General features: G+C 65.2%; 22 protein-coding genes and 1 other RNA gene. 12 read left to right on the top strand and 11 right to left on the bottom strand.

Going from position 1 to position 25,156, the window contains the following annotated elements; genetic code table 11:
* Window position 1: 1 nt before the first annotated feature.
* The gene (locus ACQPXH_RS23695) at window positions 2-889 is read right to left on the bottom strand and encodes an alpha/beta hydrolase (RefSeq protein ID WP_063040385.1); all 888 of its coding nucleotides are present in this window, start codon (window positions 887-889) and stop codon (window positions 2-4) included.
* A gap of 107 nt (window positions 890-996) precedes the next feature.
* Between ACQPXH_RS23695 and rnpB the strand changes: the two genes are divergently transcribed.
* An RNA gene (rnpB, locus tag ACQPXH_RS23690) (RNase P RNA component class A) lies at window positions 997-1,412 on the top strand.
* Window positions 1,413-1,539: 127 nt separating this feature from the next.
* A complete protein-coding gene (locus ACQPXH_RS23685; RefSeq protein WP_433603561.1) occupies window positions 1,540-2,397 on the top strand; it encodes a slipin family protein in 858 nt (285 codons plus the stop codon).
* A gap of 195 nt (window positions 2,398-2,592) precedes the next feature.
* Here ACQPXH_RS23685 and ACQPXH_RS23680 read toward each other — a convergent pair whose 3' ends face one another.
* Complete coding sequence (locus ACQPXH_RS23680; RefSeq protein WP_433598696.1) at window positions 2,593-2,967, bottom strand: hypothetical protein; 375 nt, start codon at window positions 2,965-2,967, stop codon at window positions 2,593-2,595.
* A gap of 429 nt (window positions 2,968-3,396) precedes the next feature.
* Here ACQPXH_RS23680 and ACQPXH_RS23675 point away from each other — a divergent pair, with 429 nt between their 5' ends.
* Both ACQPXH_RS23675 and ACQPXH_RS23670 read left to right on the top strand, forming a co-directional pair.
* Window positions 3,397-3,729, top strand: a complete 333-nt coding sequence (locus ACQPXH_RS23675) for a hypothetical protein (protein WP_433598695.1) — start codon at window positions 3,397-3,399, stop codon at window positions 3,727-3,729.
* Window positions 3,730-3,746: 17 nt separating this feature from the next.
* Window positions 3,747-5,270, top strand: a complete 1,524-nt coding sequence (locus ACQPXH_RS23670; RefSeq protein WP_433598694.1) for an RNB domain-containing ribonuclease — start codon at window positions 3,747-3,749, stop codon at window positions 5,268-5,270.
* A 16-nt stretch (window positions 5,271-5,286) separates the two neighbouring features.
* Here ACQPXH_RS23670 and ACQPXH_RS23665 read toward each other — a convergent pair whose 3' ends face one another.
* Window positions 5,287-5,565 (bottom strand): hypothetical protein, encoded by a 279-nt coding sequence (locus ACQPXH_RS23665; RefSeq protein WP_433598693.1) that lies wholly within the window; start codon window positions 5,563-5,565, stop codon window positions 5,287-5,289.
* 612 nt (window positions 5,566-6,177) lie between these two features.
* Between ACQPXH_RS23665 and ACQPXH_RS23660 the strand changes: the two genes are divergently transcribed.
* From ACQPXH_RS23660 to ACQPXH_RS23650, 3 genes are read left to right on the top strand one after another with little or no spacing between them, the layout of a single operon-like run.
* A complete protein-coding gene (locus ACQPXH_RS23660) occupies window positions 6,178-6,456 on the top strand; it encodes a hypothetical protein (protein WP_433598692.1) in 279 nt (92 codons plus the stop codon).
* Window positions 6,437-6,958 (top strand): DUF6879 family protein, encoded by a 522-nt coding sequence (locus ACQPXH_RS23655; protein WP_433598691.1) that lies wholly within the window; start codon window positions 6,437-6,439, stop codon window positions 6,956-6,958. Before ACQPXH_RS23660 ends, ACQPXH_RS23655 begins: the two co-directional genes overlap by 20 nt.
* Window positions 6,955-7,800 (top strand): helix-turn-helix domain-containing protein, encoded by an 846-nt coding sequence (locus tag ACQPXH_RS23650; RefSeq protein ID WP_433598690.1) that lies wholly within the window; start codon window positions 6,955-6,957, stop codon window positions 7,798-7,800. The genes ACQPXH_RS23655 and ACQPXH_RS23650 overlap by 4 nt, the downstream gene beginning before the upstream one ends.
* 7 nt (window positions 7,801-7,807) lie before the next feature.
* Here ACQPXH_RS23650 and ACQPXH_RS23645 read toward each other — a convergent pair whose 3' ends face one another.
* The 5 genes from ACQPXH_RS23645 to panB form a co-directional block, all read right to left on the bottom strand.
* A complete protein-coding gene (locus ACQPXH_RS23645; RefSeq protein WP_433598689.1) occupies window positions 7,808-8,734 on the bottom strand; it encodes a CHAD domain-containing protein in 927 nt (308 codons plus the stop codon).
* A gap of 2 nt (window positions 8,735-8,736) precedes the next feature.
* On the bottom strand, window positions 8,737-9,699 hold the full coding sequence (pip, locus tag ACQPXH_RS23640; RefSeq protein ID WP_433598688.1) for a prolyl aminopeptidase: 963 nt from the start codon (window positions 9,697-9,699) through the stop codon (window positions 8,737-8,739).
* The gene (locus ACQPXH_RS23635) at window positions 9,699-10,151 is read right to left on the bottom strand and encodes a hypothetical protein (RefSeq protein WP_433598687.1); all 453 of its coding nucleotides are present in this window, start codon (window positions 10,149-10,151) and stop codon (window positions 9,699-9,701) included. Before ACQPXH_RS23635 ends, pip begins: the two co-directional genes overlap by 1 nt.
* A gap of 89 nt (window positions 10,152-10,240) precedes the next feature.
* Window positions 10,241-11,095, bottom strand: coding sequence for a phosphotransferase (locus tag ACQPXH_RS23630; RefSeq protein ID WP_433598686.1), 855 nt, complete (start codon window positions 11,093-11,095; stop codon window positions 10,241-10,243).
* Window positions 11,096-11,102: 7 nt separating this feature from the next.
* Window positions 11,103-11,957: a 3-methyl-2-oxobutanoate hydroxymethyltransferase gene (gene panB / locus ACQPXH_RS23625; protein WP_397051209.1), complete on the bottom strand. Its 855-nt coding sequence runs from the start codon at window positions 11,955-11,957 to the stop codon at window positions 11,103-11,105.
* Window positions 11,958-12,130: 173 nt separating this feature from the next.
* On the opposite strand from panB, the gene ACQPXH_RS23620 reads away from it, so the two are divergent.
* From ACQPXH_RS23620 to ACQPXH_RS23600, 5 genes are all read left to right on the top strand, one after another.
* Window positions 12,131-13,669: an alpha/beta hydrolase gene (locus tag ACQPXH_RS23620; RefSeq protein ID WP_433598685.1), complete on the top strand. Its 1,539-nt coding sequence runs from the start codon at window positions 12,131-12,133 to the stop codon at window positions 13,667-13,669.
* A 195-nt stretch (window positions 13,670-13,864) separates the two neighbouring features.
* Window positions 13,865-15,205 (top strand): glutamine synthetase family protein, encoded by a 1,341-nt coding sequence (locus tag ACQPXH_RS23615; protein ID WP_433598684.1) that lies wholly within the window; start codon window positions 13,865-13,867, stop codon window positions 15,203-15,205.
* A 124-nt stretch (window positions 15,206-15,329) separates the two neighbouring features.
* Window positions 15,330-18,341, top strand: a complete 3,012-nt coding sequence (locus tag ACQPXH_RS23610) for a bifunctional [glutamine synthetase] adenylyltransferase/[glutamine synthetase]-adenylyl-L-tyrosine phosphorylase (RefSeq protein ID WP_433598683.1) — start codon at window positions 15,330-15,332, stop codon at window positions 18,339-18,341.
* 150 nt (window positions 18,342-18,491) lie between these two features.
* Window positions 18,492-19,436: an endonuclease/exonuclease/phosphatase family protein gene (locus ACQPXH_RS23605; protein ID WP_433598682.1), complete on the top strand. Its 945-nt coding sequence runs from the start codon at window positions 18,492-18,494 to the stop codon at window positions 19,434-19,436.
* Window positions 19,437-19,576: 140 nt separating this feature from the next.
* Window positions 19,577-21,019: a metallopeptidase gene (locus tag ACQPXH_RS23600; protein WP_433598681.1), complete on the top strand. Its 1,443-nt coding sequence runs from the start codon at window positions 19,577-19,579 to the stop codon at window positions 21,017-21,019.
* 4 nt (window positions 21,020-21,023) lie between these two features.
* Here the strand turns inward: ACQPXH_RS23600 and ACQPXH_RS23595 are convergent, their stop codons facing one another.
* Genes ACQPXH_RS23595 through ACQPXH_RS23585 form a run of 3 tightly spaced genes read right to left on the bottom strand, consistent with a single transcriptional unit; the run spans window position 21,024 to window position 24,951 of the window.
* Complete coding sequence (locus tag ACQPXH_RS23595) at window positions 21,024-21,899, bottom strand: alpha/beta hydrolase (RefSeq protein WP_433598680.1); 876 nt, start codon at window positions 21,897-21,899, stop codon at window positions 21,024-21,026.
* Complete coding sequence (locus tag ACQPXH_RS23590) at window positions 21,896-23,305, bottom strand: M20 family peptidase (protein ID WP_433598679.1); 1,410 nt, start codon at window positions 23,303-23,305, stop codon at window positions 21,896-21,898. Before ACQPXH_RS23590 ends, ACQPXH_RS23595 begins: the two co-directional genes overlap by 4 nt.
* On the bottom strand, window positions 23,302-24,951 hold the full coding sequence (locus tag ACQPXH_RS23585) for a CocE/NonD family hydrolase (RefSeq protein WP_433598678.1): 1,650 nt from the start codon (window positions 24,949-24,951) through the stop codon (window positions 23,302-23,304). The genes ACQPXH_RS23590 and ACQPXH_RS23585 overlap by 4 nt, the downstream gene beginning before the upstream one ends.
* Window positions 24,952-25,156: the final 205 nt, after the last annotated feature.

The raw sequence follows: 25,156 nt of genomic DNA, 5'->3' as shown, positions 1-25,156 counted from the left end.
GCTAGGGCCGCAGCACCGACACCAGGAACTCGGTCTGGTCGTACACGGTCTGCTCGAAGACATCGTCGAAGTAGACATCGAAATGCCCTACCGGATAACGCTTTACGATCGCGTGCTTGGTGCGTTCGGCTGCGCGCAGTGTCGGCTTCGGCGGTGCGATGGTGTCGTTGTCGGCCACCGCGTAGAAGACCGGCATCTTCAACGCCTTGGCCCGGCGGCCGGGAGAATCGAACAGTGTCGAGAATGCCACACGGGCCGCGACTTTCGGTTCGTAGGTCTCGCTCTCGTCGGCGAGCCTGCCATAGCCTTCCGGCGCATCCGGCGCGCTCATCAGCGCCGCGGAACGCTTGCGCCCGGCCAACCGAACGCGAACGGGCTTGCGCCGGATGGGACCGACGAGCAGATCGGTGGCCGCGATGGTGGCCACCTTGGTCAGGCTGGTCGGTCCCTTCGCCATGGCCGATGCCCAGCCACTGGTAAACGGAACCTGGGCGACGACAGCCGCGATGTAGTCGTCGTCGGGCGCGACCGACAACACATGGCCGCCACCGAAAGAAGTGCCCCACAGCGCGATACGGGTCGCATCGAAGCCGCGCAGCGTGCGCGCGTAGGCGATGGCCGAGCGCCAGTCCTCGCGCTGCCGGGCGATATGTAGTAGCTGACGCGGCGCACCCTGACTTGCCCCGAAATGCCGGTAATCGAATACCAGCACACCCATCCCGGCGGCGGCGAAACGCCGTGCGTACCTATCCAGACCCATCTCGCGGTTGGCGCCGAGTCCGTGCCCCATCACGACAAGTGGGCGAGGCTTGGGGATGCCGGCGGGAGGGTACAGCCAGGCAGCGCAGTGCTCGCTACCCGAGGGAAAACTGACCTCGACACGTTCCATGGCACCTCACCGTACTGTTTCGGTCCGAACTACTGCCCCCCGACCGGTTGCCAGGTCAGGCCAGTCAACAACGTACCCCTAGATCAAAGTAGGCTAAACGCTGCGGACGAGTTGGCCGGGCGGCCGCGGTGATGGGAACGGGCACGCGAGTGCCGCCGCCCGTCGCCGAGGAAAGTCCGGACTCCACAGAGCAGGGCGGTTGCTAACGGCAACCCGGGGTGACCCGCGGGAAAGTGCCACAGAAAACAGACCGCCCACGATCCTTCGGGATCGTGCGGTGAGGGTGAAACGGTGCGGTAAGAGCGCACCAGCGCCCCGGGTGACCGGGGCGGCTAGGTAAACCCCGCCCGGAGCAAGGTCGAAGGTCGCACTGTTCGCGGTGCGGCTGCGCAGGTGTTCGAGGGTTGCTCGCCCGAGCCTGCGGGTGGACCGCTCGAGGCACCCGGCAACGGTGTGTCCAGATGGATGGCCGTCACCCGGTGTGAACCGGGGACAGGATCCGGCTTACAGGCCAACTCGTCCGCCCCTGCAATCCGGTGCTCGCCGGTGCCATGATGGAAGTGACCGCTGAGCCGGAATTCGGTGCGGTCAGGCACTTCGCACGGGGTGTAGACATGGATATTCTTTCTGTTATCGGGGCGATTTTCGGGATGGGGGCGATCGCGGGCGGGGTGCTCACCGCGATGAGCGCACGCATTGTCGCCCAATACGAGAAGGGGTTGGTGTTCCGGTTCGGCCGCGTGGTCGGAACCCGAGATCCCGGACTGCGCATGCTGATTCCGTTCATCGACCGGATGCGCAAGGTCTCCACACAGATTGTCACCATGCCGGTGCCCGCGCAGGACGGCATCACCCGTGACAACGTGACGGTGCGCGTCGACGCGGTGGTCTATTTCCGGGTGATCGATCCGGTGTGCGCGGTGGTTGAAGTGCAGAACTATCTGTTCGCCGTCGGGCAAGTGGCGCAGACGTCCTTGCGTTCGATCATCGGAAAGAGCGATCTGGACAGCCTGTTGTCCAATCGTGAGGAGCTGAACAAGGGGCTCGAGATCATGATCGATAGCCCAGCGCTCTCCTGGGGTATCCATATCGATCGGGTGGAGATCAAGGATGTCTCGATTCCGGATACGTTGAAGCGTTCGATGTCGCGGCAGGCCGAGGCGGAGCGGGAACGGCGGGCGCGAGTGATTTCCGCCGAGGGCGAATTGCAGGCGTCGAAGATGTTGGCGCAGGCGGGCGCGCAGATGTCGGAATCACCGGCGGCACTGCAACTGCGATTGCTGGAAACCGTGGTTCAGGTTGCGGCGGAAAAGAATTCGACATTGGTGCTGCCGTTCCCGGTGGAATTGCTGCGGTTCCTGGAACGCGGCACGCCGCCCGCGGCAACCACGGCTGAGTCCACCCCGACCGCATCCGAATCCGCACCGGAGATCAACCCGCCCGATCCGACACAGGCGCTCGATCAGGGCAACACGCCAGCGGTCGAACAGGATGGAACGCGCCCGTAACACAACAGGCGTATACCGATACGGGTACGGCAGCTATTGCGTGCCGTACCACCACATCGGTAGCACAACGTAAGGAAACCGGGCCGATGTCCATACTGATTCCCGTGATCGCGATCATTCTCATGATCACCGTGGGGTATGTCTTGAAATACCTGCCCAATTACTTTCCGTGGCTGAAGGATTGAAGGTTTTCGCTCAGCAGAGCATCTTCGCCATCTGATAGATCGCCTGGGCCTCTTCCTTGGAGGCCTCGGTGGTGCCCTTCGTGCGCTTGATGACGTTCTGGACGACTTCGTCCTCGCCCTTGCCGCCCTTGATGTCCTTGCAGGTGTCGACCAGAATGCCGCTGATCTTGACGTCGTCTTTGCCCTCGGCGAGCTTGGGGAAGGCGCTGCGGTAGCTGACGACGAACGTCCCCGCTTTGACGTTGTCAATTGTCTCGCCAGCCGCGGACTTGGCCGCCGAGGTCGTCGCGGGAGCGGCGGAAGAGTCTTTGTCATCGCCGCAACCGGCAAGGAGCAGGGCTAACACGGCGGAGCTGGCCGCGATAGCGGCGGTAGTTCTGGTCACGCAGCGGGATGCTAGCGGGACTTGGGAAACGTCGCCTCCCGTCTAGTTAACGGAAGGCGACGAAAACCGCATCGTCGACGGTGAGGTCAGAGCGGGTTGACCATGAAAACCTGAGCCCAATACGCCGCCTGCTCGGGACCGAGCAGAGGCATCAGGTAATCGAAAAGAATCGTTGACATCAGTGGATAACTCCCAATTGTCGACGTACAGGTCACTTGCGAATGTGCGGGAAAAGCTCGATCCCGCCACGCCGGGGAACCCTAGCAGTCGGGGTGTCACCTCGCCGGGCTCGGCGTGTCCGGCATGGCGATTCGGTTGGAACTGGCCTAGAACGTGAGCGACGTCATAGAGTAGGCGCCGTTGGTAAGACCCGTTGCCGGTCCGCCACGAAAATCACATTCTTCGATCACGGAAGCAGGTCACAACTCTATGCGGATTGTTCGTTCACTGGTCGCCGGTGCGCTGATCGCCGGGGCCGCATCGGTTTTCGCCGTGCTGGGCACCGGATCCGCCTCGGCGGTCGCGGTCACCCCGCTGGCGGGTGGGGTCCAGGTCGACCTCAGCCCGGCCGACACCGCCTGGGTGTACCAGAACCACATCGGGCAGACCATTGCCGGTCTGCCGCATCCGTCGGCGGCGTCGTTCGGCGAAGCGCTGGACGCGGCCGCGGGCGTTTCCACCAGCGTCCCGGGTGGCCGGGTGACCTTTACCGTGTACGGCCCGCTCAATGAATTGAACGGCACCATGTTGGCACTGCAGTAGAGACCGACTGCGACAGCGTGGAACTCCACCAGCGGATCGTGTCGGCGCCGGTCGATTTCGGTGCCATTCGATCCGAATTCGGATTGGCCTCGGCGTATCCCGCCGCGGCCACCGCGGCGGCCCGCGACGCGATCGACGCGTTCGCGGGCACTCGCGCCGATCGCACCGATCTTCCATTCGTCACGATCGACCCGCCCGGCGCCATGGATCTGGACCAGGCGGTGCATATCGAACGCACCTGTTCCGGTTTCACCGTCCATTACGCGATCGCCGATGTCGGCGCCGTAGTAGACCCCGCAGGCCCGCTGGCTCAGGAAGCGGGGGCGCGCGGCCAGACCTTCTATCTCCCCGACGGCACCGTGCCGCTGCACCCGTCGATCCTGTCGGAGAATTCCGCAAGCCTGCTGCCCGAGCAGACCAGGCCGGCCGCCCTCTGGACCATCGAATGTGATGAGAACGCGGAACCGCAGCGATTCTCGGTGATCCGTGCCACCGTGCGCTCGCGCGCCCGACTCGACTACGCGAGCGTCCAGGCCGACGCCGACGCGAACCGCCTGCATCCCTCGATCGCGGCCCTGCCGGAATTCGGCAAGCGGCGCATCGAGGCCGGGCTGGCACGCGGCGCGATCGGGCTGCGCCTGCCCGCCCAGAGCGTCATCCGTGACGACAAGGCCGTCGGCCACTGGCGTCTGGTGGTGGAACCGCGCACCGCCGCCGACGACTGGAACGAGCAGATTTCCCTGCTGACCGGCATGTGCGCGGCGCAAATCATGTTGAACGGCACCGGATCCGATGGTGCGCCCAATGCTGGTGAGCGCATCGCATTGTTGCGGACGATGCCGCCGCCCATTGTTTCGGCGATCGATTCGATGCGCAGGACCGCTGCGGCGTTGGGGGTCGCCTGGCCTGCGGAGCAGTCCGTCGGTCGGATGCTTGCCGGGCTCGATCCGAATGCGCCCGCGACGTTGGTGCTGATGTCCGAGGCGACCGGGCTGCTGCGCGGTGCGGGATATACGGTGCTCGATGGGGTGGCTGGTGCCGGGGTGATTGGTTCTGGGGTGAATGGGTCTGGGGTCGGTGCCAAGTCCGCGAGCGCCGCTCAGACCGCGAACAACTTGCAGCACAGCGCAATCGGCGCGCCCTACGCGCACGTCACCGCACCGCTGCGCCGCCTCGTCGACCGTTTCGCCACCGAGATCTGCGTGGCCCGCTGCGCCGGAACCGAAGTACCGCAATGGGTCCGCGATGGCCTGGTCCCCACCGCCGAGTCGATGAAACGCAGCGACAGCATCGCGGGAAAAGTGGAACGCGCCTGCATCGACCTCACCGAAGCGACCCTGCTCGCCGAACGCAGCGGCGCGATCTTCGAAGCCGTCGTAGTACGCGAAGCCAACGGCACCCGCCCCGCCGAGGTCTTCATCGCCGACCCACCTGTAGTCGGCCGCTGTGTCGGCGCACCCCCGGAAGGCGAGCAAGTCCAGGTTCGCCTGATCGCCGCCGACCCCACTACCCGCAAGATCAGCTTCGGCTATCCGATCTGACGCCGTCGCGTCGGCTTCACCCGCCATCCACGTCTACGAAACGGATTGCCGCCCAACGGGCGTAGGTCTCCACGGGTGACACCGTGATCACATCGCACACCTTCACCAATTGTTCGGGCACATCGCCGCCGAGGTGTTCGGCACTGGGCACGATGACGGCGTCGACGTCCAAGCGCCGCGCAGTCTCCAGCAACTTGGCGATCGGGTGCTCGGTCTGCCTACCAGCGGTAATGGTTTTTGCTAAGTCGTATCCGAATCGCTTTGCAAGACTGCGGATTTGGGTCTCATCCCACATCTGTGAAACTCCGGACACGTCGCGCCGGAGGTACCCGATCGCCGTCGGTCGTTGCCTCATCGACCCGCTCCCTTTACCGAGCCTCGATGCCGACACACGTACTCCCGATATGCGGGTTTCTGGATGATCGCTCGACCGTGCGCCGTAATCCGATACGCGGCCGGAGTTTTGAAAGTGCCGAGCAAGAGCCCGTCGTATGACAACCGGCTCACGATGGCGCGTGCCCGCGAAAGTCTGAGACCCGTTGCGCTGCAAAGCTCTCGCACAGTCAACCTTTCTGCGGGCGTCAACCCGGCGAGCATGCCAAGCACCTTGGCTTGCGGTTCGGTAAGCGGCATTCGTTGCCCCCTGATCTCGTCGTTGGTAGGCAGCTCGAGCCCAGGACGACTGACACCGGTCCCGAGCGCCAGTACCGACGCTACGAAGCCGCCATCGACTGTGGCCATGCTCATGCTCAAACATGCTTATATTCGCTGATCAGGACACCAAGTGCCAAAGTTGAGGGATCATCGAAGGCGTTCAAGAATGAATGCGCATGATTCGATCGGAGGCCAAGCTATGCGATTGAGGTTCCTTGGTAAAGGCGGCACCGAGGGCGGAGGATGCCCCTCGTTGTACGCCACCGACAGCGACACCTATATCTGTCAGGGGTGGAAGACAGGCACGCCGGAACGAATCGAGATCCCACATCTACTACTGGGATTCGCCGAGCCGGACACGTTCATCGGTGCCAACATGATCGACACCGGCCGGGGCACATTCACTCTGTCCGGCGCACCGGTCGTGGACGCTGAAGTCCTGGCACAGATGGACATCTATCCTGACGAAACCTGTGTGGAAGTGCCCAAGCTAGGAAGGACGTTCTACGGCAATGCTGCTAGTGCAGGGTGAGGCATTCGACGTCCTGTTCCGAGAGGCCGAGCGTGAAGCGTTCCACCTCGAAGTCAGGGACGACTACTACCCGCCTGACTACCCTCCACTCGTCCGGTTTTTGAACAACGAACCTGAGGACTACCAATGGTTTCAGCCTTGGCTGAACCAGGTCAGGAAAACCACGGACAGGGGTGTAGCGGTCAATCGGGCACGAGTAGTCACCGTGCCGCACAACGATTACACGCGGTATGCGAGGCACGTTGCGCGCCTCAATGTAGATGCCGGCGAAGATGTGCGATATCTGCCGCGCTATCAGATCAACACTGATGAGTTGACGACTGACGATTGGTGGATATTCGATGACTCAGTTGTCGCATTCACAGTATTCGAGCCCGGCGAAAACGGGCGCTGGGTAGGTGGTGCTGTCACTACCGATCCCCGCATAGTCGAATACATCCGAACAGTCAAAGAGCGGGTCTGGTCTCTTGCCGTTCCGCTGTCGGAGTACAGCGAGTCGTGACGAGTTCACTGACTCAGGCCAAGGAAGCTCTCGGAGCACGGCTCCGAGAGCTTCGCCAAGATGCAGGCCTTACCGGTACCGAGCTGGCTTACCGTGCCGGTTGGCATCAAACCAAGGTCTCAAAGATCGAATACGGCAAAACCAAGCCCACAGACGAGGATATACGGGCCTGGTGTACCCACACAGACACCGAAAACCAGATACCCGACCTGATAGCCACCCTGCGGAATATCGAAGTCGCCTGGCTCGAATGGCGGCGCGTACTGGGCACCGGCACCAAGCGTAGGCAACAAGCCGCTATCAAGCTCGAGGCGAAAACCGGGGTAATGCGGGTGTATCACCCGTTTCTGATACCGGGTCTACTTCAGACAGCAGAGTACGCCGAGGGCGTTCTGCGAAGCGTTGTCGAATTTCAACAAGTGCCGAACGACGTGGACGAAGGCGTATCCAAGCGGATGGAACGGCAACAGATCTTGTATCGCCGTGACCATCGTTTTCATTTCGTCATAGCTGAACAAGCGTTGCACACCACGGTCAGCAATGATCAGGCCATGTTCGGTCAATTGGACCGGTTGTTGGCCGTTGTCGGAATGCCGAGGGTGGCTCTCGGCATTGTTCCGACCGAAGCGCCGTACCGGGTATCGATGACGAACTTCACCATCTTCGACAACTCCAGAGTGATGATAGAAACCGTGACTGCTGAGCTGACAGTTACGCAGCCGCGAGAGATCGCGCTGTACGGACGCGCGTTCGATATCCTTGCCGGGCAGTCGGTTACCGGTGAAGCCGCGAGAGCGCTGATCAACAAGGCTCTCGACGTGAGGCGAGAAAAGCCTCGGTAATGACGAGTCAACCCGATACGAACGCCGACGCGGCGGGGTATTTGGCCAGCGCTTCGCCCGCCGCGATTTCTTCCGCATCGGCGAGCAATTCGTAGATGGTGGCGTTGACGCCGGTGGCGTGGGTTCGGTCGGCGCGCGCCAGGATGGCTTCGCGGGATTCGACGGCGTCGCGGTGATCGCCGAGTACGGTTTGCAGGCGTTTCGCTTCGGTGCCGAGATCCTTTGCGGCACTGCCGAGTACGTCGGTCGCGCCCTCGCACGAGTAGCGCAGGCGTTTGGCGCCCTTGCGGATGTCGTGCAGCAGTTCGACGCGTTCGGCGGGGGAGACGGCGGGCTCGGCGTAGACCATTCGCTGTAGGCGTTTGCGGTCCTTACGCAGGATACGTTCGAAGACTTCGGCGGCGGGCTGCTTCGACTTGTCGGCATCGAGGGGCGGGTCGGTGCGCCAGGCCGAAAGACGGTGGCGCAGTGCGTGATAGCGATGGTGGTCGAGGGCGTCGAGGATCTCGGCATGCGCGCTTCGGTACCGGTCTCGCTCCGCGTCGACCAGATCGGTGCGCACATACTCGGTGGTGCCGGGCACATAGGCGCTGCCCGCCGCCTTCGGCACAGCTGATTCCGTTGCGAGCCTGGCGAATTCATCCTGCGGCGCGTGTGCGGCCAGCAGTGCCGCGAACCGTTCCGCCCGCACCTCGGCATCGCGGGCAACACCGAGCAGGTCGGCCAGCCACTTCAGTTCGTCCTGCATCTCGGCGATCGGCGTGGCCTCGAAGAGCATGCGGTACGAGCGCAGCACGCTGCGCAGTCTGCGCGTCGCGACCCGCATCTGGTGCACCGAATCCCAGGCGTCGGCGCGGACGTCGGGTTCGGCGGCCAGCAGTCGGTCGACGTCGTCGCGCAGTGCCGCGACGATGGCGGTTCCGGCCCTGACCATGATCAGCTCACTTTCGCGAATCCGTCGGTCGCCTCGACGAGATGGTGGGTGATTCCGGGTTCGGCGGCAGCGTGACCGGCGTCGTCCACGATGTGCAGTACCGATCCGGGCCAGGCGCGATGCAGTTCCCATGCGCTGGTCGCCGGGCAGACGACATCGTGGCGACCCTGCACGATGACGGCCGGAATGTGCGCGATCTTGTCGATATCGCGCAGTAGTTGTCCCTCGTCGAGGAATCCGCCATTGACGAAGTAGTGGTTCTCGATCCGGGCGAAGGCCAGCGCGAACCGTGGCTGGGCGCTGTCCCGCACCCGATCCGGGTGCGGCAGTAGCGAACTCGTCGCGCCCTCCCAGGTGGACCAGGCGATGGCGGCCGCTTCGGCGACCTGCTCGTCGGGGGAGTGCAGCAGCCGGTGGTACACCTGCACCAGATCGCTGTCGCGCTCGTCCACCGGCACCGGGGCCAGGAACTTCTCCCACTCGTCGGGGTAGATGTTGCCCGCGGCGCCGTTGTAGTACCAGTCGATTTCCTTGCGCCGCAACAGGAATATCCCGCGCAGCACCAGTTCGGTGACCTGCTCCGGATGCTGTTGCGCATAGGCGAGTGCGAGCGTGGAGCCCCAGGAGCCGCCGAATACCTGCCAGCGGTCGATGCCGAGACGAATACGCAGCGCTTCGATATCGGCGATCAGATGTGCGGTGGTATTGGTCTCCAGAGTGGCACCGTCCGCGATATGCGGCGTGGACCGTCCGCAGCCGCGCTGATCAAGCAGCACGATCTTGTAGGCGGCCGGATCGAAGAACTGCCGGTGGAACGGTTCGGTGCCGCCACCTGGTCCGCCGTGCAGGAACACCACGGGCTTACCGTCGGGATTGCCGCTGACCTCCCAGTACACGGACTGGCCCGCACCGACATCGAGCATGCCGGTTTCGTACGGCTCGATCGCGGGGTAGAGGGTTCGCATCAGAAGGCGATTCCCGAAGCCAGATCGGGCAGTTCCAGCGCCTCGATTGCCTGCTGGTGTACATCGGCGCAGCTCTTGGCGGTGATCCGGTCGATCATCGCCTTATCGGCGAGCACATGGCCGTTGATGCCGCCATTGCGCAGCGCCCATTCGTGCACCAGCGCATTGAGCCCGATCCGGCCCAGCGTCGGACCCTGCACCCGCCAGTTCGACAGTTCCGGGCGGATCATGTCGCACAGCTGGGTGGCCGACGCGTCGGAGATCTCCAGGGTCGTCGTCGGTGCGCTGGTGGTGGTCTTGCCCGCGCTGGTGGCTGTCGCCGATCCGGTGGTGGAGCTCGAGCTGCCGGTGGGGGCCGGGCTGGTGTCGCTCCCGCAGGCGGTAAGCGCCGCGGCGGCGAATAGGCCCGCCACCACTAGCGTGCTGCGTGAAATCCAACGGGGTTGCGCCATCGGTACCTCTGCTCGTGTCGGCATTGTCGGCTTCGAGTCTGCCATTATTTGCCGCGCCTGGCCCGCGCGAGTTTGCTGTGCGCCGCCGATCAAACCGGGCCGAAGCCCGCGCGCAGATCGTCGAGCAAGCCCTGCAGGAAGCGCGCAAATCGCGGCGGTGACGCGTCGATGGTGCGCCACGGATGCAGGGCGACCAGTGGTGCCAGCCGGTCGACGAGTGCGATTTCGGCATCGGTGACGGAGCACGACTGCCGCCACCGATCCAGGTATTCCGAGCGGTGCGGACCGCGCAGCACGCGCCAGGACAGCAGCGGATGGGTGATTACCGCATCGCCCCAGTCGAACAACATGTCCGAATCGGTGAACACGTTTCCCGGATGCAGATCATTGTGTTCGATGCTCAGCCTGCCGAATTCGGCAAGCGCCGCGCCGGCTTCGGTGATCGCCGCGCCGAGGCCGGGAACGCGCGGCTCGAAATGCCGATACACCGTGATCAGTTGGGACGGTGGCAGATACGGTGTGCCGGTGGCGCGCAGCTCATCGATGTGACTGCCCATCGCCAACTGGAGGTCGGCGTAGCGGCGAACCAACTCTGTCCACGCGGCCGCGGAATCCTGCGCGGCGACACCGCCGTCGGGACTGAGCAACCAGCCGTGATCCGGTTGTACCGCAAGCGGTTCGAGCACGCTGCCGGGCCGCAACCGGGCCAATGCCTGCAGCAGCGGACCCTCGTGTGCACCGGCGCGAGCGTTGGCCTTCAACCACGTCGGACCCGCGTCGGTCGGGATGCGCACGATCAACGACCACGCCCGTCGTCGCGTTTCCTCCGGCGTCCCGACGATTTTCACGCCGCGATCGGTGAGAACACCCGTGGCCCAATCGAGCATCGGTTGCACGGGTTGGCCGAGCAGTGCCGCTGGCGCGTGCACTGCTCGGCCGGTCATCGTGAACTCAGAAGCTGTGCTCGGGGCCGGGGAAGGTCCCTCGGCGCACCTCGTCGGCGTAAGCAGCTGCGGCGGAACGCAATTCATCGCCGATCCGGCCGAACCGCTTGACGAACTTGGCGGTCTTGCCGCTGGTGAAGCCCGCCATATCCTGCCAGACCAGCACCTGCGCATCGCATTCCGCGCCGGCGCCGATGCCGACGGTCGGAATGGTCAGCTTGCGGGTAACCTGGCCGGCCAGTTCGGCGGGCACCATCTCCATCACCACGGAGAACGCACCGGCCTCCTGTACCGCGATGGCATCGGCGATGAGTTGCTCGGCGCCGTCACCGCGACCCTGCACCCGGAAACCGCCGAGGGTGTTGACGCTCTGCGGGGTGAAGCCGATATGCGCCATCACCGGAATACCGGCCGAGGTGATCAGCGCGATCTGCTCGGCGACCCGCTCGCCGCCCTCCAGCTTGACCGCGTGCGCACCGCCCTCCTTCATGAACCGGGTCGCGGTGGCCAGCGCCTGCTGCGGCGACGTTTCGTAGGTGCCGAACGGCAGATCGGCCACCACCAGCGCATGCGGTGCACCACGGACCACGCCGCGCACCAGCGGAATGAGCTCGTCGACGGTGATCGGCACCGTGGTGTCGTAGCCGTAGACGACGTTGGCGGCGGAGTCGCCCACCAGTAGCACCGGAATTCCGGCTTCTTCGAAGATGCGAGCGGAGGAATAGTCGTAGGCGGTCAACATCGACCACTTCTCGCCATCGGCCTTCATCTGCTGCAGATGAGGTACCCGCGTCTTGCGCTTGGCCGGCTTGGCAGCCGGGGCAGCGCCGTAGGCAGGGGTCTCCGATTCGGATACGGACATCATCGTCCCTTTCGTGGTTGTCGCCTCGAGGCCCGTCCGGGTCCCCGGGTTGTGTGACGAATCCAGTCTGCCACCCGTTCGATCGCGACTTAAGGGCGATGACGGTGCATTTGGTCACAGCCGTATCCGCGCCGCCGGGCGACCGGACGCACGGCAATGGCAGGATCTTTCCCATGTCTGTGGTGCGGAGTGGGTCGCGTTGTGTGCTGGTCGCGGTGACGTTGGCGGTGGTGGCGGCCGGATGCGGCGCATCCAAGGATGCGCCGGGCAATGCGTTACCCACCCCTCCCCAGGGCCTCGAGAAGTTCTACAGCCAGACCGCGAACTGGGGTTCCTGCGACGATTTCGGCTCCCCGGACGACCGCCCCGCACCCAATACCGAATGCACCCGCATCACCGTGCCCGTCGACTACACCAAGCCCGACGGCGCCACCGCACAGATCGCGCTGGCCCGAATTCCGGCCAGCGGCAAGCGGATCGGCTCACTGCTGCTCAATCCCGGCGGGCCGGGCGTATCAGGTCTGTCGATGGCGGGTATCGCGGGTAAGACGCCGCTGGCCGAGCGCTTCGACCGGGTCGGCTTCGATCCGCGCGGTGTCGGCTCCTCGATTCCGACCATCGCCTGTCTGACCCCGCAGCAGAACGACGCCGAACGCGCCGAACCCCCCACCGACAACACTCCGGACGGCATCGCCAAGGCCGAGGACGAGAACCGTCAGTTCGTCGGTCACTGCGTCGAGCGCACCGGCACCGAATTCCTGGCCCACGTCGGCACCCGCGAGGTGGTGCAGGACATGGATGTGATCCGCGCGGTCCTCGGCGATCCGAAGCTCAGCTACCTCGGCTACTCCTACGGCACCAAGCTCGGCTCGGCCTACGCCGAGAAGTTCCCGTACAATGTGCGGGCGCTGGCGCTCGACGGCGCGGTGGACTCATCCCAGGATCCGGTGCAGGAGTCTTTGCGGCAGGCGGCGGGCTTCCAGCAGGCATTCGAAGCCTATGCCGCGGAATGCGCCAAGCAGGCGGACTGCCCGGTCGGCACCGATCCGGCCCAGGCGGTCGCGAAGTTCCGCGGGCTGGTGAATCCGCTGGAGACCAAACCGGCCGCGACCACCGATTCGCGCGGACTCAGCTACGGCGATGCCATCACCGGGGTGCAGCAGGCGCTCTACTCCGATGATTTCTGGCGGGTGCTCACCGTCGGCCTGTCCGAATTGCGCGACGGGCGGGGCGACACGCTGCTGAAGCTCGCCGATCTCTACGACGGCCGCCGCGACGACGGTAACTATGACAACACGCAGGAGGCCTTCAACGCCATCCGCTGCGTCGACGATCCGCCGATCAACGATCGTGCGGTGACGGGTCGACAGGACACGGAATACCGCAAGGCGGCGCCGTTCCTGGACGACGGCCGCGGCACCGGGAGCGCACCGCTGGAACTGTGCGCCGTCTGGCCGGTGCCGAACACCAGTACACCGCACAAGGTTTCGGCGCCGGGTCTGCCGAAGACGGTGGTGGTGTCGACCACCGAGGATCCCGCGACGCCATATCAGGCCGGTGTCGATCTGGCCAACCAGTTGGGGGCCGCACTGATCACCTACAAGGGCACCCGACACACCGCGGCGCTGGTCGCGGGTGACCAGTGTCTTGACGACGCGGTGATCTCTTACCTTACCGATCTGAAGGTGCCTGAGGCCGGTCTGACCTGCTGATTCCCCGCTCACGACTGCGGCTGGCCGGCGCTCGGCTCCGTCGTGCGCGGCGGCGCACTCGGCCTTTGGTTCACTCGCTGACGCTCGCTCACAACGCGATCTTGCGCTCCGTGCGATTCATTCCGAATGATGGGATTGCAATCCCTAAGCGTGTATGTAACACGGATTTAACGCCGGGTGCTTACGCTCGGCGACATGGATCGCCAGAAGGAATTCGTGCTGCGGACGCTCGAAGAACGGGATATCCGCTTCGTGCGTCTCTGGTTCACCGATGTGTTGGGCTATCTGAAGTCCGTTGCCATCGCTCCGGCGGAGCTGGAGGGCGCCTTCGAAGAGGGCATCGGCTTCGACGGCTCGGCCATCGAGGGTTTCGCCCGGGTGTCGGAGGCCGATATGGTCGCGCGGCCGGATCCCTCGACCTTCCAGGTGCTGCCGTGGTCGACGAGCAAGGGCCATCAGCACTCCGCGCGCATGTTCTGCGATATCACCATGCCCGACGGTTCGCCGTCCTGGGCCGACCCGCGCCACGTGCTGCGGCGTCAGCTCAACAAGGCCGGTGACGTCGGGTTCAGCTGCTACGTGCACCCGGAGATCGAATTCTTCCTGCTGGAGAACGGCCCGCAGGACGGCTCCATGCCGACCCCGGCCGATTCCGGCGGCTTTTTCGATCAGGCCGTGCACGATTCCGCACCCAACTTCCGTCGCCACGCCATCGACGCGCTGGAGTCGATGGGCATCTCGGTGGAGTTCAGCCACCACGAGGGCGCCCCGGGGCAACAGGAAATCGACCTGCGCTACGCCGACGCGCTGTCCATGGCCGACAACGTGATGACCTTCCGCTACCTGATCAAGGAAGTGGCAATCGACGAGGGCGTACGCGCGACCTTCATGCCCAAGCCGTTCGCCCAGTACCCCGGCTCGGCCATGCACACCCATATGAGTTTGTTCGAGGGTGAGGCCAACGCCTTCCACGATCCGGACGATCCGATCAACCTCTCCGAGACCGCGCGGGCCTTCATCGCGGGCATTCTGGAGCACGCCCCGGAGATCAGCGCGATCACCAACCAGTGGGTGAACTCCTACAAGCGGCTCATCCACGGCGGCGAGGCGCCGACGGCGGCGTCGTGGGGCCGGTCCAACCGCTCCGCGCTGGTGCGGGTGCCGATGTACACCCCGAACAAGTCGTCCTCGCGGCGTGTCGAGATCCGCAGCCCAGATTCGGCCTGCAACCCATACTTGACCTTCGCCGTGCTGCTTGCCGCCGGTCTGCGTGGCATCGAGAAGGGGTACACGCTGCCGCCGGAGGCCGAGGACGACGTGTGGTCGCTGACCGCCGCCGAGCGGCGCGCCATGGGCTTCCGTGAGCTGCCCGGCACGCTCGACGAGGCGCTGCAGTCGATGGAGCGCTCGGAGCTGGTCGCCGAGACGCTCGGCGAGCACGTTTTCGACTTCTTCCTGCGCAACAAGCGCCGGGAATGGGCGGGCTACCGCAGCCAGGTGACCCCATACGAGCTGAAGGAGTACCTCGGCCTCTAGCTGGTCGAAGCTGACCCTTTCGAGCGGCCTGCAAGCAGTCGCCGGCGGCCGCGGTCGGCTACGTTTGCGACTCTTTCCACCCCGGCCGGGTGGAAAGAGATGATCGGCCATCTAAGTTGGAGTTATGGTCCGGCCGCCGTCTGCTCGTTCTGCTGTCCCCGGTGTCGGTCGGCTCGGCTTGCTCGAGCCGACTGCCGCCGCCTCGTTACGAGAGTTGGCTTGGGACAATATCGACTCCATTCCGGTGCTGTGGGCGCTGTCGCGCGCGCCCGACGCCGATCTCGCACTGCTGACGCTGACGCGGTTGCGGGCGGCGCTCGGCGAGGACTGGTCCGAACTCGATTCGACGCTGCGGATCGATACGGCCTTGCGCGGCAGGCTTTTCGCGCTCATCGGATCATCGAGCGCATTCGCCGATCATCTGGTCGCAGACCCTGCGGCGTGGCGAATTCTGCTGCGGGACAAGTTGCCCGCGCGCGAGGAGCTGATCGCTGATCTGTTGGCGGCCGTGCAAGCGGTACCGGCCGAGAGTCCGCACGCGGATGCCGTGCTGTACCGGGCCGAGCTGTCCGGTCCCGAGGCAGTTGCGCTGCTGCGCAAGCGATATCGCGATCAGCTGATGCTCTTGGCCGCGCTGGACCTGGCTGCCACCGTGGAGAACGAGCCGGTGCTGCCGTATCACGTGGTCGGCCGCCATCTCACCGATCTCGCCGATGCCGCACTGACCGCGGCGCTGGCGGTGGCAGTGTCCCGGGTCTGCAAGGACGCGCCCGTGCCGGTGCGGCTGGCCGTGATCGCCATGGGCAAGAGCGGTGCTTGCGAACTCAACTACGTCAGCGATGTCGATGTCGTCTTCGTGGCCGAACCGGCCGATGCCACCGCCACCCGGTTGGCTGCCGAGACGATGAGCGTGGGCAGCGCGGCCTTCTTCGAGGTCGACGCGGCACTGCGGCCCGAGGGCAAGGCGGGCGCGCTGGTGCGCACCCTGGACTCGCATATCGCGTACTACAAGCGCTGGGCCAGGACCTGGGAGTTCCAGGCACTGCTCAAGGCGCGGCCGATGACCGGCGATCTGGCGCTGGGAGAGCAGTACCGCGACGCGCTGATGCCGATGGTGTGGACCGCCTCCGAGCGCCCCGACTTCGTCGCCGATGTGCAGGCGATGCGGCGCCGAGTGGAGGATCTGGTGCCCGCCGATCTGCGCGAACGCGAACTCAAACTCGGCCACGGCAGCCTGCGCGATGTCGAATTCGCCGTGCAGCTACTGCAATTGGTACACGGACGGGTGGACGAGACGCTGCATGTGCAGGACACCATCGAGGCGCTGACGGCGTTGGCGGCGGGCGGCTATGTCGGCCGCGACGATGCGGCGAATCTCACCGCTTCCTATGAATTCCTGCGCCTGCTCGAACACCGGCTGCAGTTGCAGCGGCTCAAGCGCACCCACACGTTGCCCGCCGCCGACGACGAGGAGGGCATGCGCTGGCTGGCGCGCGCGGCCCATATCCGTCCGGACGGACGGCAGGACGCGGTCGGCGTGCTGAGCAATGAGATTCGCCGAAATGCGGTGCGGGTGCGGCGATTACACGCCAAGCTCTTTTATCGGCCACTGCTCGAATCGGTGGTCAAGTTGGATCCCGACGCGCTGCGCCTGAGCCCGGACGCGGCGATCCGCCAGTTGGCGGCGCTCGGCTATGCGGCCCCGGAAAACGCACTGGGACATCTGAAAGCGTTGACCGGCGGGGTATCGCGCAAGGGCCGGATTCAGGCGCTGCTACTGCCGACCCTGCTCGAATGGCTCGGGGACACACCGAATCCCGATGCCGGACTGCTCGCTTACCGGCGGGTCTCGGAGGGCCTGGACGATCAGATCTGGTTCCTGCGCGAATTGCGTGACGAGGGCGCGATCGCGCAGCGGTTGATGATCGTGCTCGGCTCCTCGGAATATCTGCCGGATCTGCTGATCAACGCACCGGACACGATCCGGATGTATGCCGACGGTCCGGGCGGGCCGCTGTTGCTCAGCCCGCAGCCGGAAGACGTTGCGCGCGGGATCCTTACCGCGGCGGCACGCTACGACGATCCGAAACGTGCTGTGGCCGCTGCCCGTTCGCTGCGTCGGCACGAATTGGCGCGGGTGGCCTCGGCCGATCTGCTCGGCATGCTGGACGTGCCGCAGGTATGCCGGGCGCTGTCCTCGGTGTGGGTCGCGGTGCTGGAAGCCGCACTGCGCGCGGTGATTCGAGCCAGCGAGGTCGAACTCGGGGCGCAGGCACCGGCCGAATTCGCGGTGATCGGCATGGGGCGACTCGGCGGCCTGGAACTCGGTTACGGCTCCGATGCCGATGTGCTCTTCGTCTGCGACCCGCGTCCCGGCGAGGACGAGACCAAGGCCGTGAAATGGGCGATCGGCATTGCGGAGAAGGTGCAGCGGTTGCTCGGCGCACCGAGTACCGATCCGCCGCTGCAGGTCGACGCCGGACTGCGCCCGGAGGGGCGCAACGGTGCGCTGGTGCGCACGCTGGCCGCCTATGCCGCCTACTACGAGCAGTGGGCGCAGCCGTGGGAGGTGCAGGCCCTGCTGCGCGCGCATCAGGTGGCCGGGGACCAGGACCTCGGTGTCCGGTTCCTGCACATCATCGACAAGGTGCGCTATCCCGAGGGCGGGGTATCGGCGGATGCGGTGCGCGAGATCCGCCGGATCAAGGCCAGGGTGGATGCCGAACGCCTGCCGCGCGGTGCGAATCCGGCGACCCACACCAAACTCGGACGCGGTGGTCTCGCCGATATCGAATGGACCGTACAGCTGATGCAGCTGCGCTACGCACACGATGTGCGCGCACTGCACAACACCTCGACGCTGGAAACCCTGGATGTCATCGAGCAGACCAAATTGCTTGCGATCGAAGATGTTTCGCTGCTGCGCGAAGCTTGGATCACGGCGACCAGGGCGCGCAACGCACTCGTGCTCGTGCGCGGCAAGCCGGCCGATCAACTACCCGGCCCAGGCCGTCTACTATCGGCCGTAGCACGGGTAGCCGGCTGGCCGAACGATGACGCCAGCGAATTCCTAGACAACTACATGCGCATAACCCGCCGCGCAAAAGCCGTGGTGGAGCGCGTCTTCGGCGCCTGACCCCCGCCGACGGTAGTCGAAAGGTGGTTCTCAGTGGGCACGGCGGCCGGCCATTTGACTACCGTCGGCGATGTCGCTCGGGCAGGCATTTCCACGGGATCTCCACAATTGCCGCGCGTGGCCTCCATGGCCGCCGGTTAGGGTCGGGGCATGCGTAAACGGGTGGAGTGGGTGGTGCTCGGGCTGGGATGGTGCGCCTTGGCGGCGGGTGTTCTGGGGATCGTGCTGCATTTCGGGACATGGCGGCGGCAGGCTCTCGTGCTGTTGGCGTCGGGTGCGTCGTATTTGATGCTCGGGGCGGTGTTGGGGTTGCTGTTGTTCCTGATCGCACGGGGGTGGAAGAGTGCGGCGGTGGCCGGGGTGATCGTCGCGTCGGTGCTGTGGATGCAGGTGCCGATGTTCGTGCCGGAGGGTCGGGCGGCGAGTGGGCCGGAAGTTTCTGTCATGCAATCGAATCTGTTGTTCGGAGAGGCGGATGCGGCGGCGGTGGTTCGGGCGGTGCGGGCGAACCGGGTCGAGGTGCTCACCGTCGATGAGCTGACACCGGAGGTCGCGCAGCGACTCGCGGCGGCCGGAATCGATGAGTTGCTGCCACATCAATTCCTACAGCCACGTGATGGCGGCAACGGAACCGGGATCTACAGCCGATATCCGTTACGGGACAACAAGAAATACGACGGATTCTGGATGAACAATCTGTCCGCCACCATGGAGCATCCACAGCGCGGACCGGTCGCGGTGTTCGCATTCCATCCGGTGCCGCCGTCGGTCGACTTCCCGGCCTGGAGTTCGGAGCTGGACAGGATTCGCGAAATATTGGACGCGCAACAGGGTCCCGCGATCGTCGGCGCGGATTTCAATGCCACCCGCGATCATTCGGCATTCCGCGATCTGCTGCGCGGCCGGTTCGTCGCAGCGGCGGATCAGGCGGGTGCCGGGCCGCTGCTGACCTATCCGGCGGATCGTCGATGGGGTCCGGTGATCGGCATCGACCACATTCTGGTCGCCGATGGTACGGCGGCCGATGTCCGCTCGCTCACCATTCCCGGATCCGATCACCGCGCGATACTGGCACAGGTGCGGTTGAACGCCTGACGGAGCGAATGCGCTCAGACGTATACGCGCGCAGGGGTTTCTGCGATTACCATGTGATCGCTCGACGGGCAGGCGTATGACCCATCGGGTCGGGGTTCGCCGAGGACGGACCCGCAGTGAGTTCGGGGAGGAAAGACCTGATGAGGACTAGACGGCTGCGGTTCGGGGTGGTCGCGATATTGCTATTGGTCGGCGCGGCGCTGGTCGGCTGCGACAGCAAGACGGGCCAGCCGGGGGCGAGCGCGGTGACCGCGGACAATCCGTGGGAGCTGACCGGCGCGGTCTCCAACAGCGGTCCGAGCGGCCCGCGCAAGGGGGTGCCGGACGCACCGCTCACCGCGGCGAACGGCGACGGCGGCGCGGTCGACAAACTCGCCCTCAACACCATCGCCGACCTGGAAGATTTCTGGAAGACCGAGTACGGCAAGAACTTTCCCGGCACCTTCCAGCCGGTGAGCCGCTACATCTCCTGGGATGCCAAGGCCGCCAAGGAGCAGGCGATCACATTCTGCAAGTCCAGCACCTATCACCTGGTCAACGCCGCCTACTGCAGCGTGGACCACACCATCGGCTGGGACCGCGGTGTGCTGCTGCCGCTGCTGCAGGAGAAGTACAGCGATATGGCGATCGTGATGGTGCTCGCGCACGAATACGGTCACTCCATCCAGGGGCAGGCCAAGATCGCCGGATTCTTCACCGGGTCACTGGTGAAGGAGCAGCAGGCCGACTGCCTGGCCGGTGTGTTCCTGCGCCATGTGGCGGAAGGGAATTCGGCGCATTTCACGCTGAATATGACCGACGGACTCAACGCGGTCCTCGGCGCGACCATCGCGGTGCGCGATACCGATCCGGATAATCCGAAGAATGTGCACGGTTCGGCCTTCGAGCGGGTGACCGCGGTGCAGATCGGCTACACCGACGGCGCCCAGGGCTGCAAGAAGATCAACAAGAAGGAGATCGAGCAGCGTCGGGGCACCCTGCCGACGACATATGAGGACGGCGAACAGGACGCCCAGCTTCCGGTCGACGTGGCGTCGCTGACCAGTCTGAGCAAGGCGCTGGCGAAGATCTTCCCGCTGCAGCAGGCGCCGCAGTACGACTACAACGGGATCATCAAGAACTGCTCGAAAGTAACTGCCACCGAGCCGGTCTCGTACTGCCCGAGTTCGAACAAGATCGGCACCGATGTGCCCGAACTCGCCAAACGCGGCGGGGCGATGAAGGGCGACGACGAACCGCTGTCGGCGGTGGTGGACGGTGATTACAACGCATTCGCGGTCTTCATCTCGCGGTATGTCCTTGCGGTGCAACAGGAACGCAAGCTCTCGGTCGCCGGGGCCGAAACCGCGGGATTGCGCACCGCATGCCTCACCGGAGTCGTGACGACCAAGCTGAGCGAGCCGGCCAGCGATCCGCGGCTGTCGGCGAACGATCTCGACGAGGCGGTCTCCGGACTGCTCGCCGACGGTCTGGTCGCCAGTGATGTGGACGGCAAAGTGGTGGCGAGCGGCTTCCAACGGTTGGAGGCGTTCCGCACCGGAGTCCTCGACGGCGAGCAGACCTGCCTCACGAACTACCGCTAGCGGCTCACTGGTCCGCTACATGGGCCTGCAGCCACTCCAGCACATCGGCGAGCACCTTGTCCTGTTCGGGCTCATTGAAGACCTCGTGGTAGAGGCCCTCGTAGCGGATCACCGTGAGATCCTTCGAACCCGCGCCCCGCTCGATCAGATCGGTGCTCGACGGCGCCGCGATGGCGTCGGCGGTGCCGTGCAACACCAGCAGCGGCACGGTGAGTTTGTCCAGACGGCTCTTGACGAAATCGGTGGCATTGAGCATCTCCATCCCGGTTCGGGCCGGGAGCATGCCGCGGAAGACCAGCGGATCGTTGTCGTAGGCGCGAACCACCTCGGGATCGCGGCTGATCATCGACGAATCCAGTTTCAGCACACCGACATTCGGCGCGAACCGGGACAGCAGCGGACCCAGCAGGCGCTGCAGCGGATTGCCGACCGCGATATCCAGCGGCGGCGCCGACAAAACGATGCCGTCGACATCGATCGGCGCGCGGACCGCCAGATACAACGTGATCAGACTGCCCATCGAATGCGCGAGCAGGAACCGCGGCACATCCGGATGTTCGCGGCTCGCGATCTTCAGCATCTCGGCGACATTGTCGGCGGAGCCGGCCATCGAACCGATATTCGCGTTGTTGCCCGCCGACTTGCCATGGCCGAGATGGTCGAGCGCGTAAACCGCGAAACCGTTGTCCGCCAGTCGCTTTCCGACATGGGCATAGCGGCCGGAGTGTTCGGCGACGCCGTGCACGAGCACGATCACCGCATCCGCGGTGGTGTCGGGAAGCCATGCGCGCCAAGCGATTCGGCTGCCGATGCCGTCGAATTCGCCCTCGGTGACCGGTGTCGGCTCGGCGGACTCACCGGCCTTCGGATCGGTTGTCATGCATCGGCTCCTCGGGTAGGTGGCGGTGCCGCGAGCTGATCTATCAGCTGCCGGTTGAACTCGATGAGCCGAGCGTAGTTCACCAGGGAGATGCGCTCGTCGGTTCCGTGGATCGTTTCCACATCCGCCTTGGTCAGCAGGATGGGGGCGAAGTTGCAGCGGGTGGCTGCGAGGTCGTCGTAGTGCCGGGAATCGGTGGCGCCGGGAACGATGCCGGTGGTCACCGCGATGCCCGGCACGACGGACTCGGCCAGGCCCGCGATCATGTCGAATGCCGGGCCGGGCGGTTTGCCGGGGGAGGGTTCCGAGGTCATGCCGACGAGTTCGATCCGCACGTCCGCGTCGCGCACCACCTTGCGGCAGTGTGCGAGCACCGATTCGACCGAATCGCCTGGCAGGATGCGGAAATTCACCATGGCCTCGGCCTGCTGCGGCAGCACATTGGGTTTGACGCCGCCGCGGATGACCGTCGGCGCGGTCGTGGTGCGCACCATTGCCTCGGTCTGCGGACGGGCCGCGAGTATCCGGATGATCACCGGTGTGGCCAGTCCGGCGAAGCGCAGCAGGCGGCGGCGATATTCGGGCATGACGTGGCGCAGTCTGGTGACCATGTCGGACACCACCGGCGTCAACCGCAGCGGCATCGGATGGTCCTGGATTCGGCCGACCGCGCGGGCGATCCGTCCGACCGCGGTCTGTCTGCCGGGCATGGACGAATGTCCGCCCACCGCCGATACCGAAAGGCGAACGGTCGCATAGCCTTTCTCGCCCACCATGATCGATGCCACCGGCCGGTCTATGCCGTCGGCGATATCGTCGAGGATGACGCCGCCCTCGTCGAGCAGCAGATCCGCGTGCACACCGGATTCGCGCAACCGTTGCGCCATGCGCACCGCGCCGTCATCGCCGAACACTTCCTCGTCGTGCCCGAACGCCAGATAGATGGTGTGCCGCGGACGGATTCCGGCGGCGAGTGCGGATTCGACCGCCTCCAGAATGGCGATCAACCGGCTCTTGTCATCGATTGCCCCACGGCCCCAGATGAATTCGTCGTCCACCACGCCCGCGAACGGCGGATGCGTCCACCGCTGCAGATCGTCGACCGGCACCACATCCTGGTGGGCGAGCAGAATCGCCGACACCCGATCCGGTTCGACGCCCGGCCAGCGATACAGCCTGCTGTGCCCGAACCGCTCCAGTTCCAGTTCGGCGTGGACCAGCGGGAACGACTGTTCCAGGTGCGCGCCCAGCCGGACGAAGGCCGCGTCGCTGGGTTCTGTGGGCTCCGCGGTATCCGACGGCTCGTAGGAAACCGTCGCGCAGCGCAAGGCCTGCGCGAGGCGTTCGGCGACGTCCGTATCGACGACCACCGGCGTGGGGTGGGTCTGCGCGGCGTTACCTGTCATCGAGGGCCGGCCTCATTCGGCAAGTTCATGGGCACCACTGCATTCAACACCTCGGGGCCGAGTGCGCGAACCTTCTGGTCGCGCCACTTCGCCAAGGCCTCGCTGGTGCCGCCGGTGAGGTCGGGGGTACGCGGGGTGCTGAGCAGGGGCAGGTCCAGGCGCGCCGAAACGACGGTGACCTGGGCATCGGCGGCGGTATGGGACCAGACGTCGTCGACGACATCGGTGATCCGCACGCCGAGGCGGTGCCCGGCAATGATCGGCCAGTCCTGCGCCAACAGTCTGATCTCGGCGGTATCGGCGACCGGAGCGATGCCGCGGGTGATGATGGTGCCGCGGACGTCGGGAGCGATATCGAATAGTTCGACCGCGACCGTCGCGGTCGGCGGACCGGACAGGCGCAGCGATGCCGTAGGAATTCCGGAGATGTGCTGGGTGGTGCTCAGCGGCTCGGAAATGGACCAGATCTCGCGATCGGGTCCGGGCAGCAGCCCGCGATCGGTATAGGTGCCGGTGCGCAGGCCGATCGGAATGCGGTGCGAGTCAGCGGGCGGCCATGCGGTTTCGGAGCGCCAACCGCCATCGAATTGGCCGACCGTCACGCGCGGGCCGGGCACCTCGATATCGCGGTCGGCGACATGCTTGTCGAAGAAGGCGAGTAGTTGGGTATCGAAATCCGGTGCACCGCATTTGCTGTCGCAATCGCTGTGGCCCCATTGGCCGAACCAAGCGCGATGATCGCCGGGACCGAGCGCATTCCAGACGTCGAAGATGCGGTACGCCCGGGTGTTGTAATCGAGAAAGCCCTGGCCGACGAACAGCGGAATGGTATTGCCGCGCAACTCTTCCACGAGATCGCGCTCACGCCAGAACGCAGTAGTGGCGTCATGGTTGGTGGTGTTCGCCGCGAACTGCTCGTAGCACCCCGCCGAAATCTGGACGGCATTGGACTGGTACTCGGGGGAGTCGTCGGGTCGGCCCGGTGTGGAGGCGATGAGCAGATGTTCGAAACCCGTCATTTCGGCTGGGCGAATGCCGCTCTCGGTGACCGGTTTACCGGAGAACTTCCACGCGACACCCTGCATGTACATGTACGCGTAGGGGTCGACATCCGGTCCGAACGCCGCGACGGCGGCCAAGCCCGCGGGTTTGGCGGCCAGCCCCATCATCCCGGTCCACGCCTCGTAGGAAGTGCCGATCATGCCGACCCGACCGGTCGACCACGGCTGCCCCGCCGCCCACTCCACGGCGGTGGACACATCCGAGCGTTCGCCCGGCCCACCGAAATCCGGACATCCGGACGAGCCGCCGTAGCCGCGCAGATCCACGATGACGTAGGTATAGCCCGCATTCAGGAACATCGCGACGTGCAGGTCATCGGTGGACGGCCCACCCTCGAGACGTGGCACGCTCAAGTAGGCGGTATGCGAGCGATACGGGCTGACGGTCATCACCACGGGCGTGCGCGAATCCGCGGAAATGCCCTGCGGGCGCAGGATATCGGCGTGCAGCCGGGTGCCGTCCGGTCCGGTGATGTAGCTCTGCGACCACTGGAACGGCACGCCGACCGGGTCCGCCGCCGATACTGGCCCCAGCAATCCGAGCATCAACAGAACCCCGGCCACACCACGCAACAGCACAGTCACCCGAGAACTATCGACCGCTACTGGTCGATAGTCCAGCCCCCGGAACGGGGGTGTCACTCAGCGCTCAGCGGTCGGACCGAGCACCGGTTTCAGATCCAGCACCGGAAAAGTGCTCGGCGCCATGACACTTGCTGTCCCGCGATTTCCGCGGGTGAAGGAATGGGCCTGTGCCGGTGCGTTTTCGATCTGACCGGCGGATTCCGCC

Origin of the sequence: Nocardia sp. CA-135953, assembly GCF_050955735.1 — a bacterium.
GTDB lineage: Bacteria > Actinomycetota > Actinomycetes > Mycobacteriales > Mycobacteriaceae > Nocardia.
This window is presented reverse-complemented; position numbering and strand designations above follow the sequence as displayed.

Excerpts from the sequence above, each read along its gene's own strand:
- ACQPXH_RS23695 (WP_063040385.1), bottom strand. The coding sequence starts at position 889 with ATGGAACGTGTCGAGGTCAGTTTTCCCTCGGGTAGCGAGCACTGCGCT.
- ACQPXH_RS23685 (WP_433603561.1), top strand. The coding sequence starts at position 1,540 with ATGGGGGCGATCGCGGGCGGGGTGCTCACCGCGATGAGCGCACGCATT.
- ACQPXH_RS23675 (WP_433598695.1), top strand. The coding sequence starts at position 3,397 with ATGCGGATTGTTCGTTCACTGGTCGCCGGTGCGCTGATCGCCGGGGCC.
- ACQPXH_RS23665 (WP_433598693.1), bottom strand. The coding sequence starts at position 5,565 with ATGTGGGATGAGACCCAAATCCGCAGTCTTGCAAAGCGATTCGGATAC.
- ACQPXH_RS23655 (WP_433598691.1), top strand. The coding sequence starts at position 6,437 with ATGCTGCTAGTGCAGGGTGAGGCATTCGACGTCCTGTTCCGAGAGGCC.
- ACQPXH_RS23645 (WP_433598689.1), bottom strand. The coding sequence starts at position 8,734 with ATGGTCAGGGCCGGAACCGCCATCGTCGCGGCACTGCGCGACGACGTC.
- pip (WP_433598688.1), bottom strand. The coding sequence starts at position 9,699 with ATGCGAACCCTCTACCCCGCGATCGAGCCGTACGAAACCGGCATGCTC.
- ACQPXH_RS23635 (WP_433598687.1), bottom strand. The coding sequence starts at position 10,151 with ATGGCGCAACCCCGTTGGATTTCACGCAGCACGCTAGTGGTGGCGGGC.
- ACQPXH_RS23630 (WP_433598686.1), bottom strand. The coding sequence starts at position 11,095 with ATGACCGGCCGAGCAGTGCACGCGCCAGCGGCACTGCTCGGCCAACCC.
- panB (WP_397051209.1), bottom strand. The coding sequence starts at position 11,957 with ATGTCCGTATCCGAATCGGAGACCCCTGCCTACGGCGCTGCCCCGGCT.
- ACQPXH_RS23620 (WP_433598685.1), top strand. The coding sequence starts at position 12,131 with ATGTCTGTGGTGCGGAGTGGGTCGCGTTGTGTGCTGGTCGCGGTGACG.
- ACQPXH_RS23615 (WP_433598684.1), top strand. The coding sequence starts at position 13,865 with ATGGATCGCCAGAAGGAATTCGTGCTGCGGACGCTCGAAGAACGGGAT.
- ACQPXH_RS23610 (WP_433598683.1), top strand. The coding sequence starts at position 15,330 with ATGGTCCGGCCGCCGTCTGCTCGTTCTGCTGTCCCCGGTGTCGGTCGG.
- ACQPXH_RS23605 (WP_433598682.1), top strand. The coding sequence starts at position 18,492 with ATGCGTAAACGGGTGGAGTGGGTGGTGCTCGGGCTGGGATGGTGCGCC.
- ACQPXH_RS23600 (WP_433598681.1), top strand. The coding sequence starts at position 19,577 with ATGAGGACTAGACGGCTGCGGTTCGGGGTGGTCGCGATATTGCTATTG.
- ACQPXH_RS23595 (WP_433598680.1), bottom strand. The coding sequence starts at position 21,899 with ATGACAACCGATCCGAAGGCCGGTGAGTCCGCCGAGCCGACACCGGTC.
- ACQPXH_RS23590 (WP_433598679.1), bottom strand. The coding sequence starts at position 23,305 with ATGACAGGTAACGCCGCGCAGACCCACCCCACGCCGGTGGTCGTCGAT.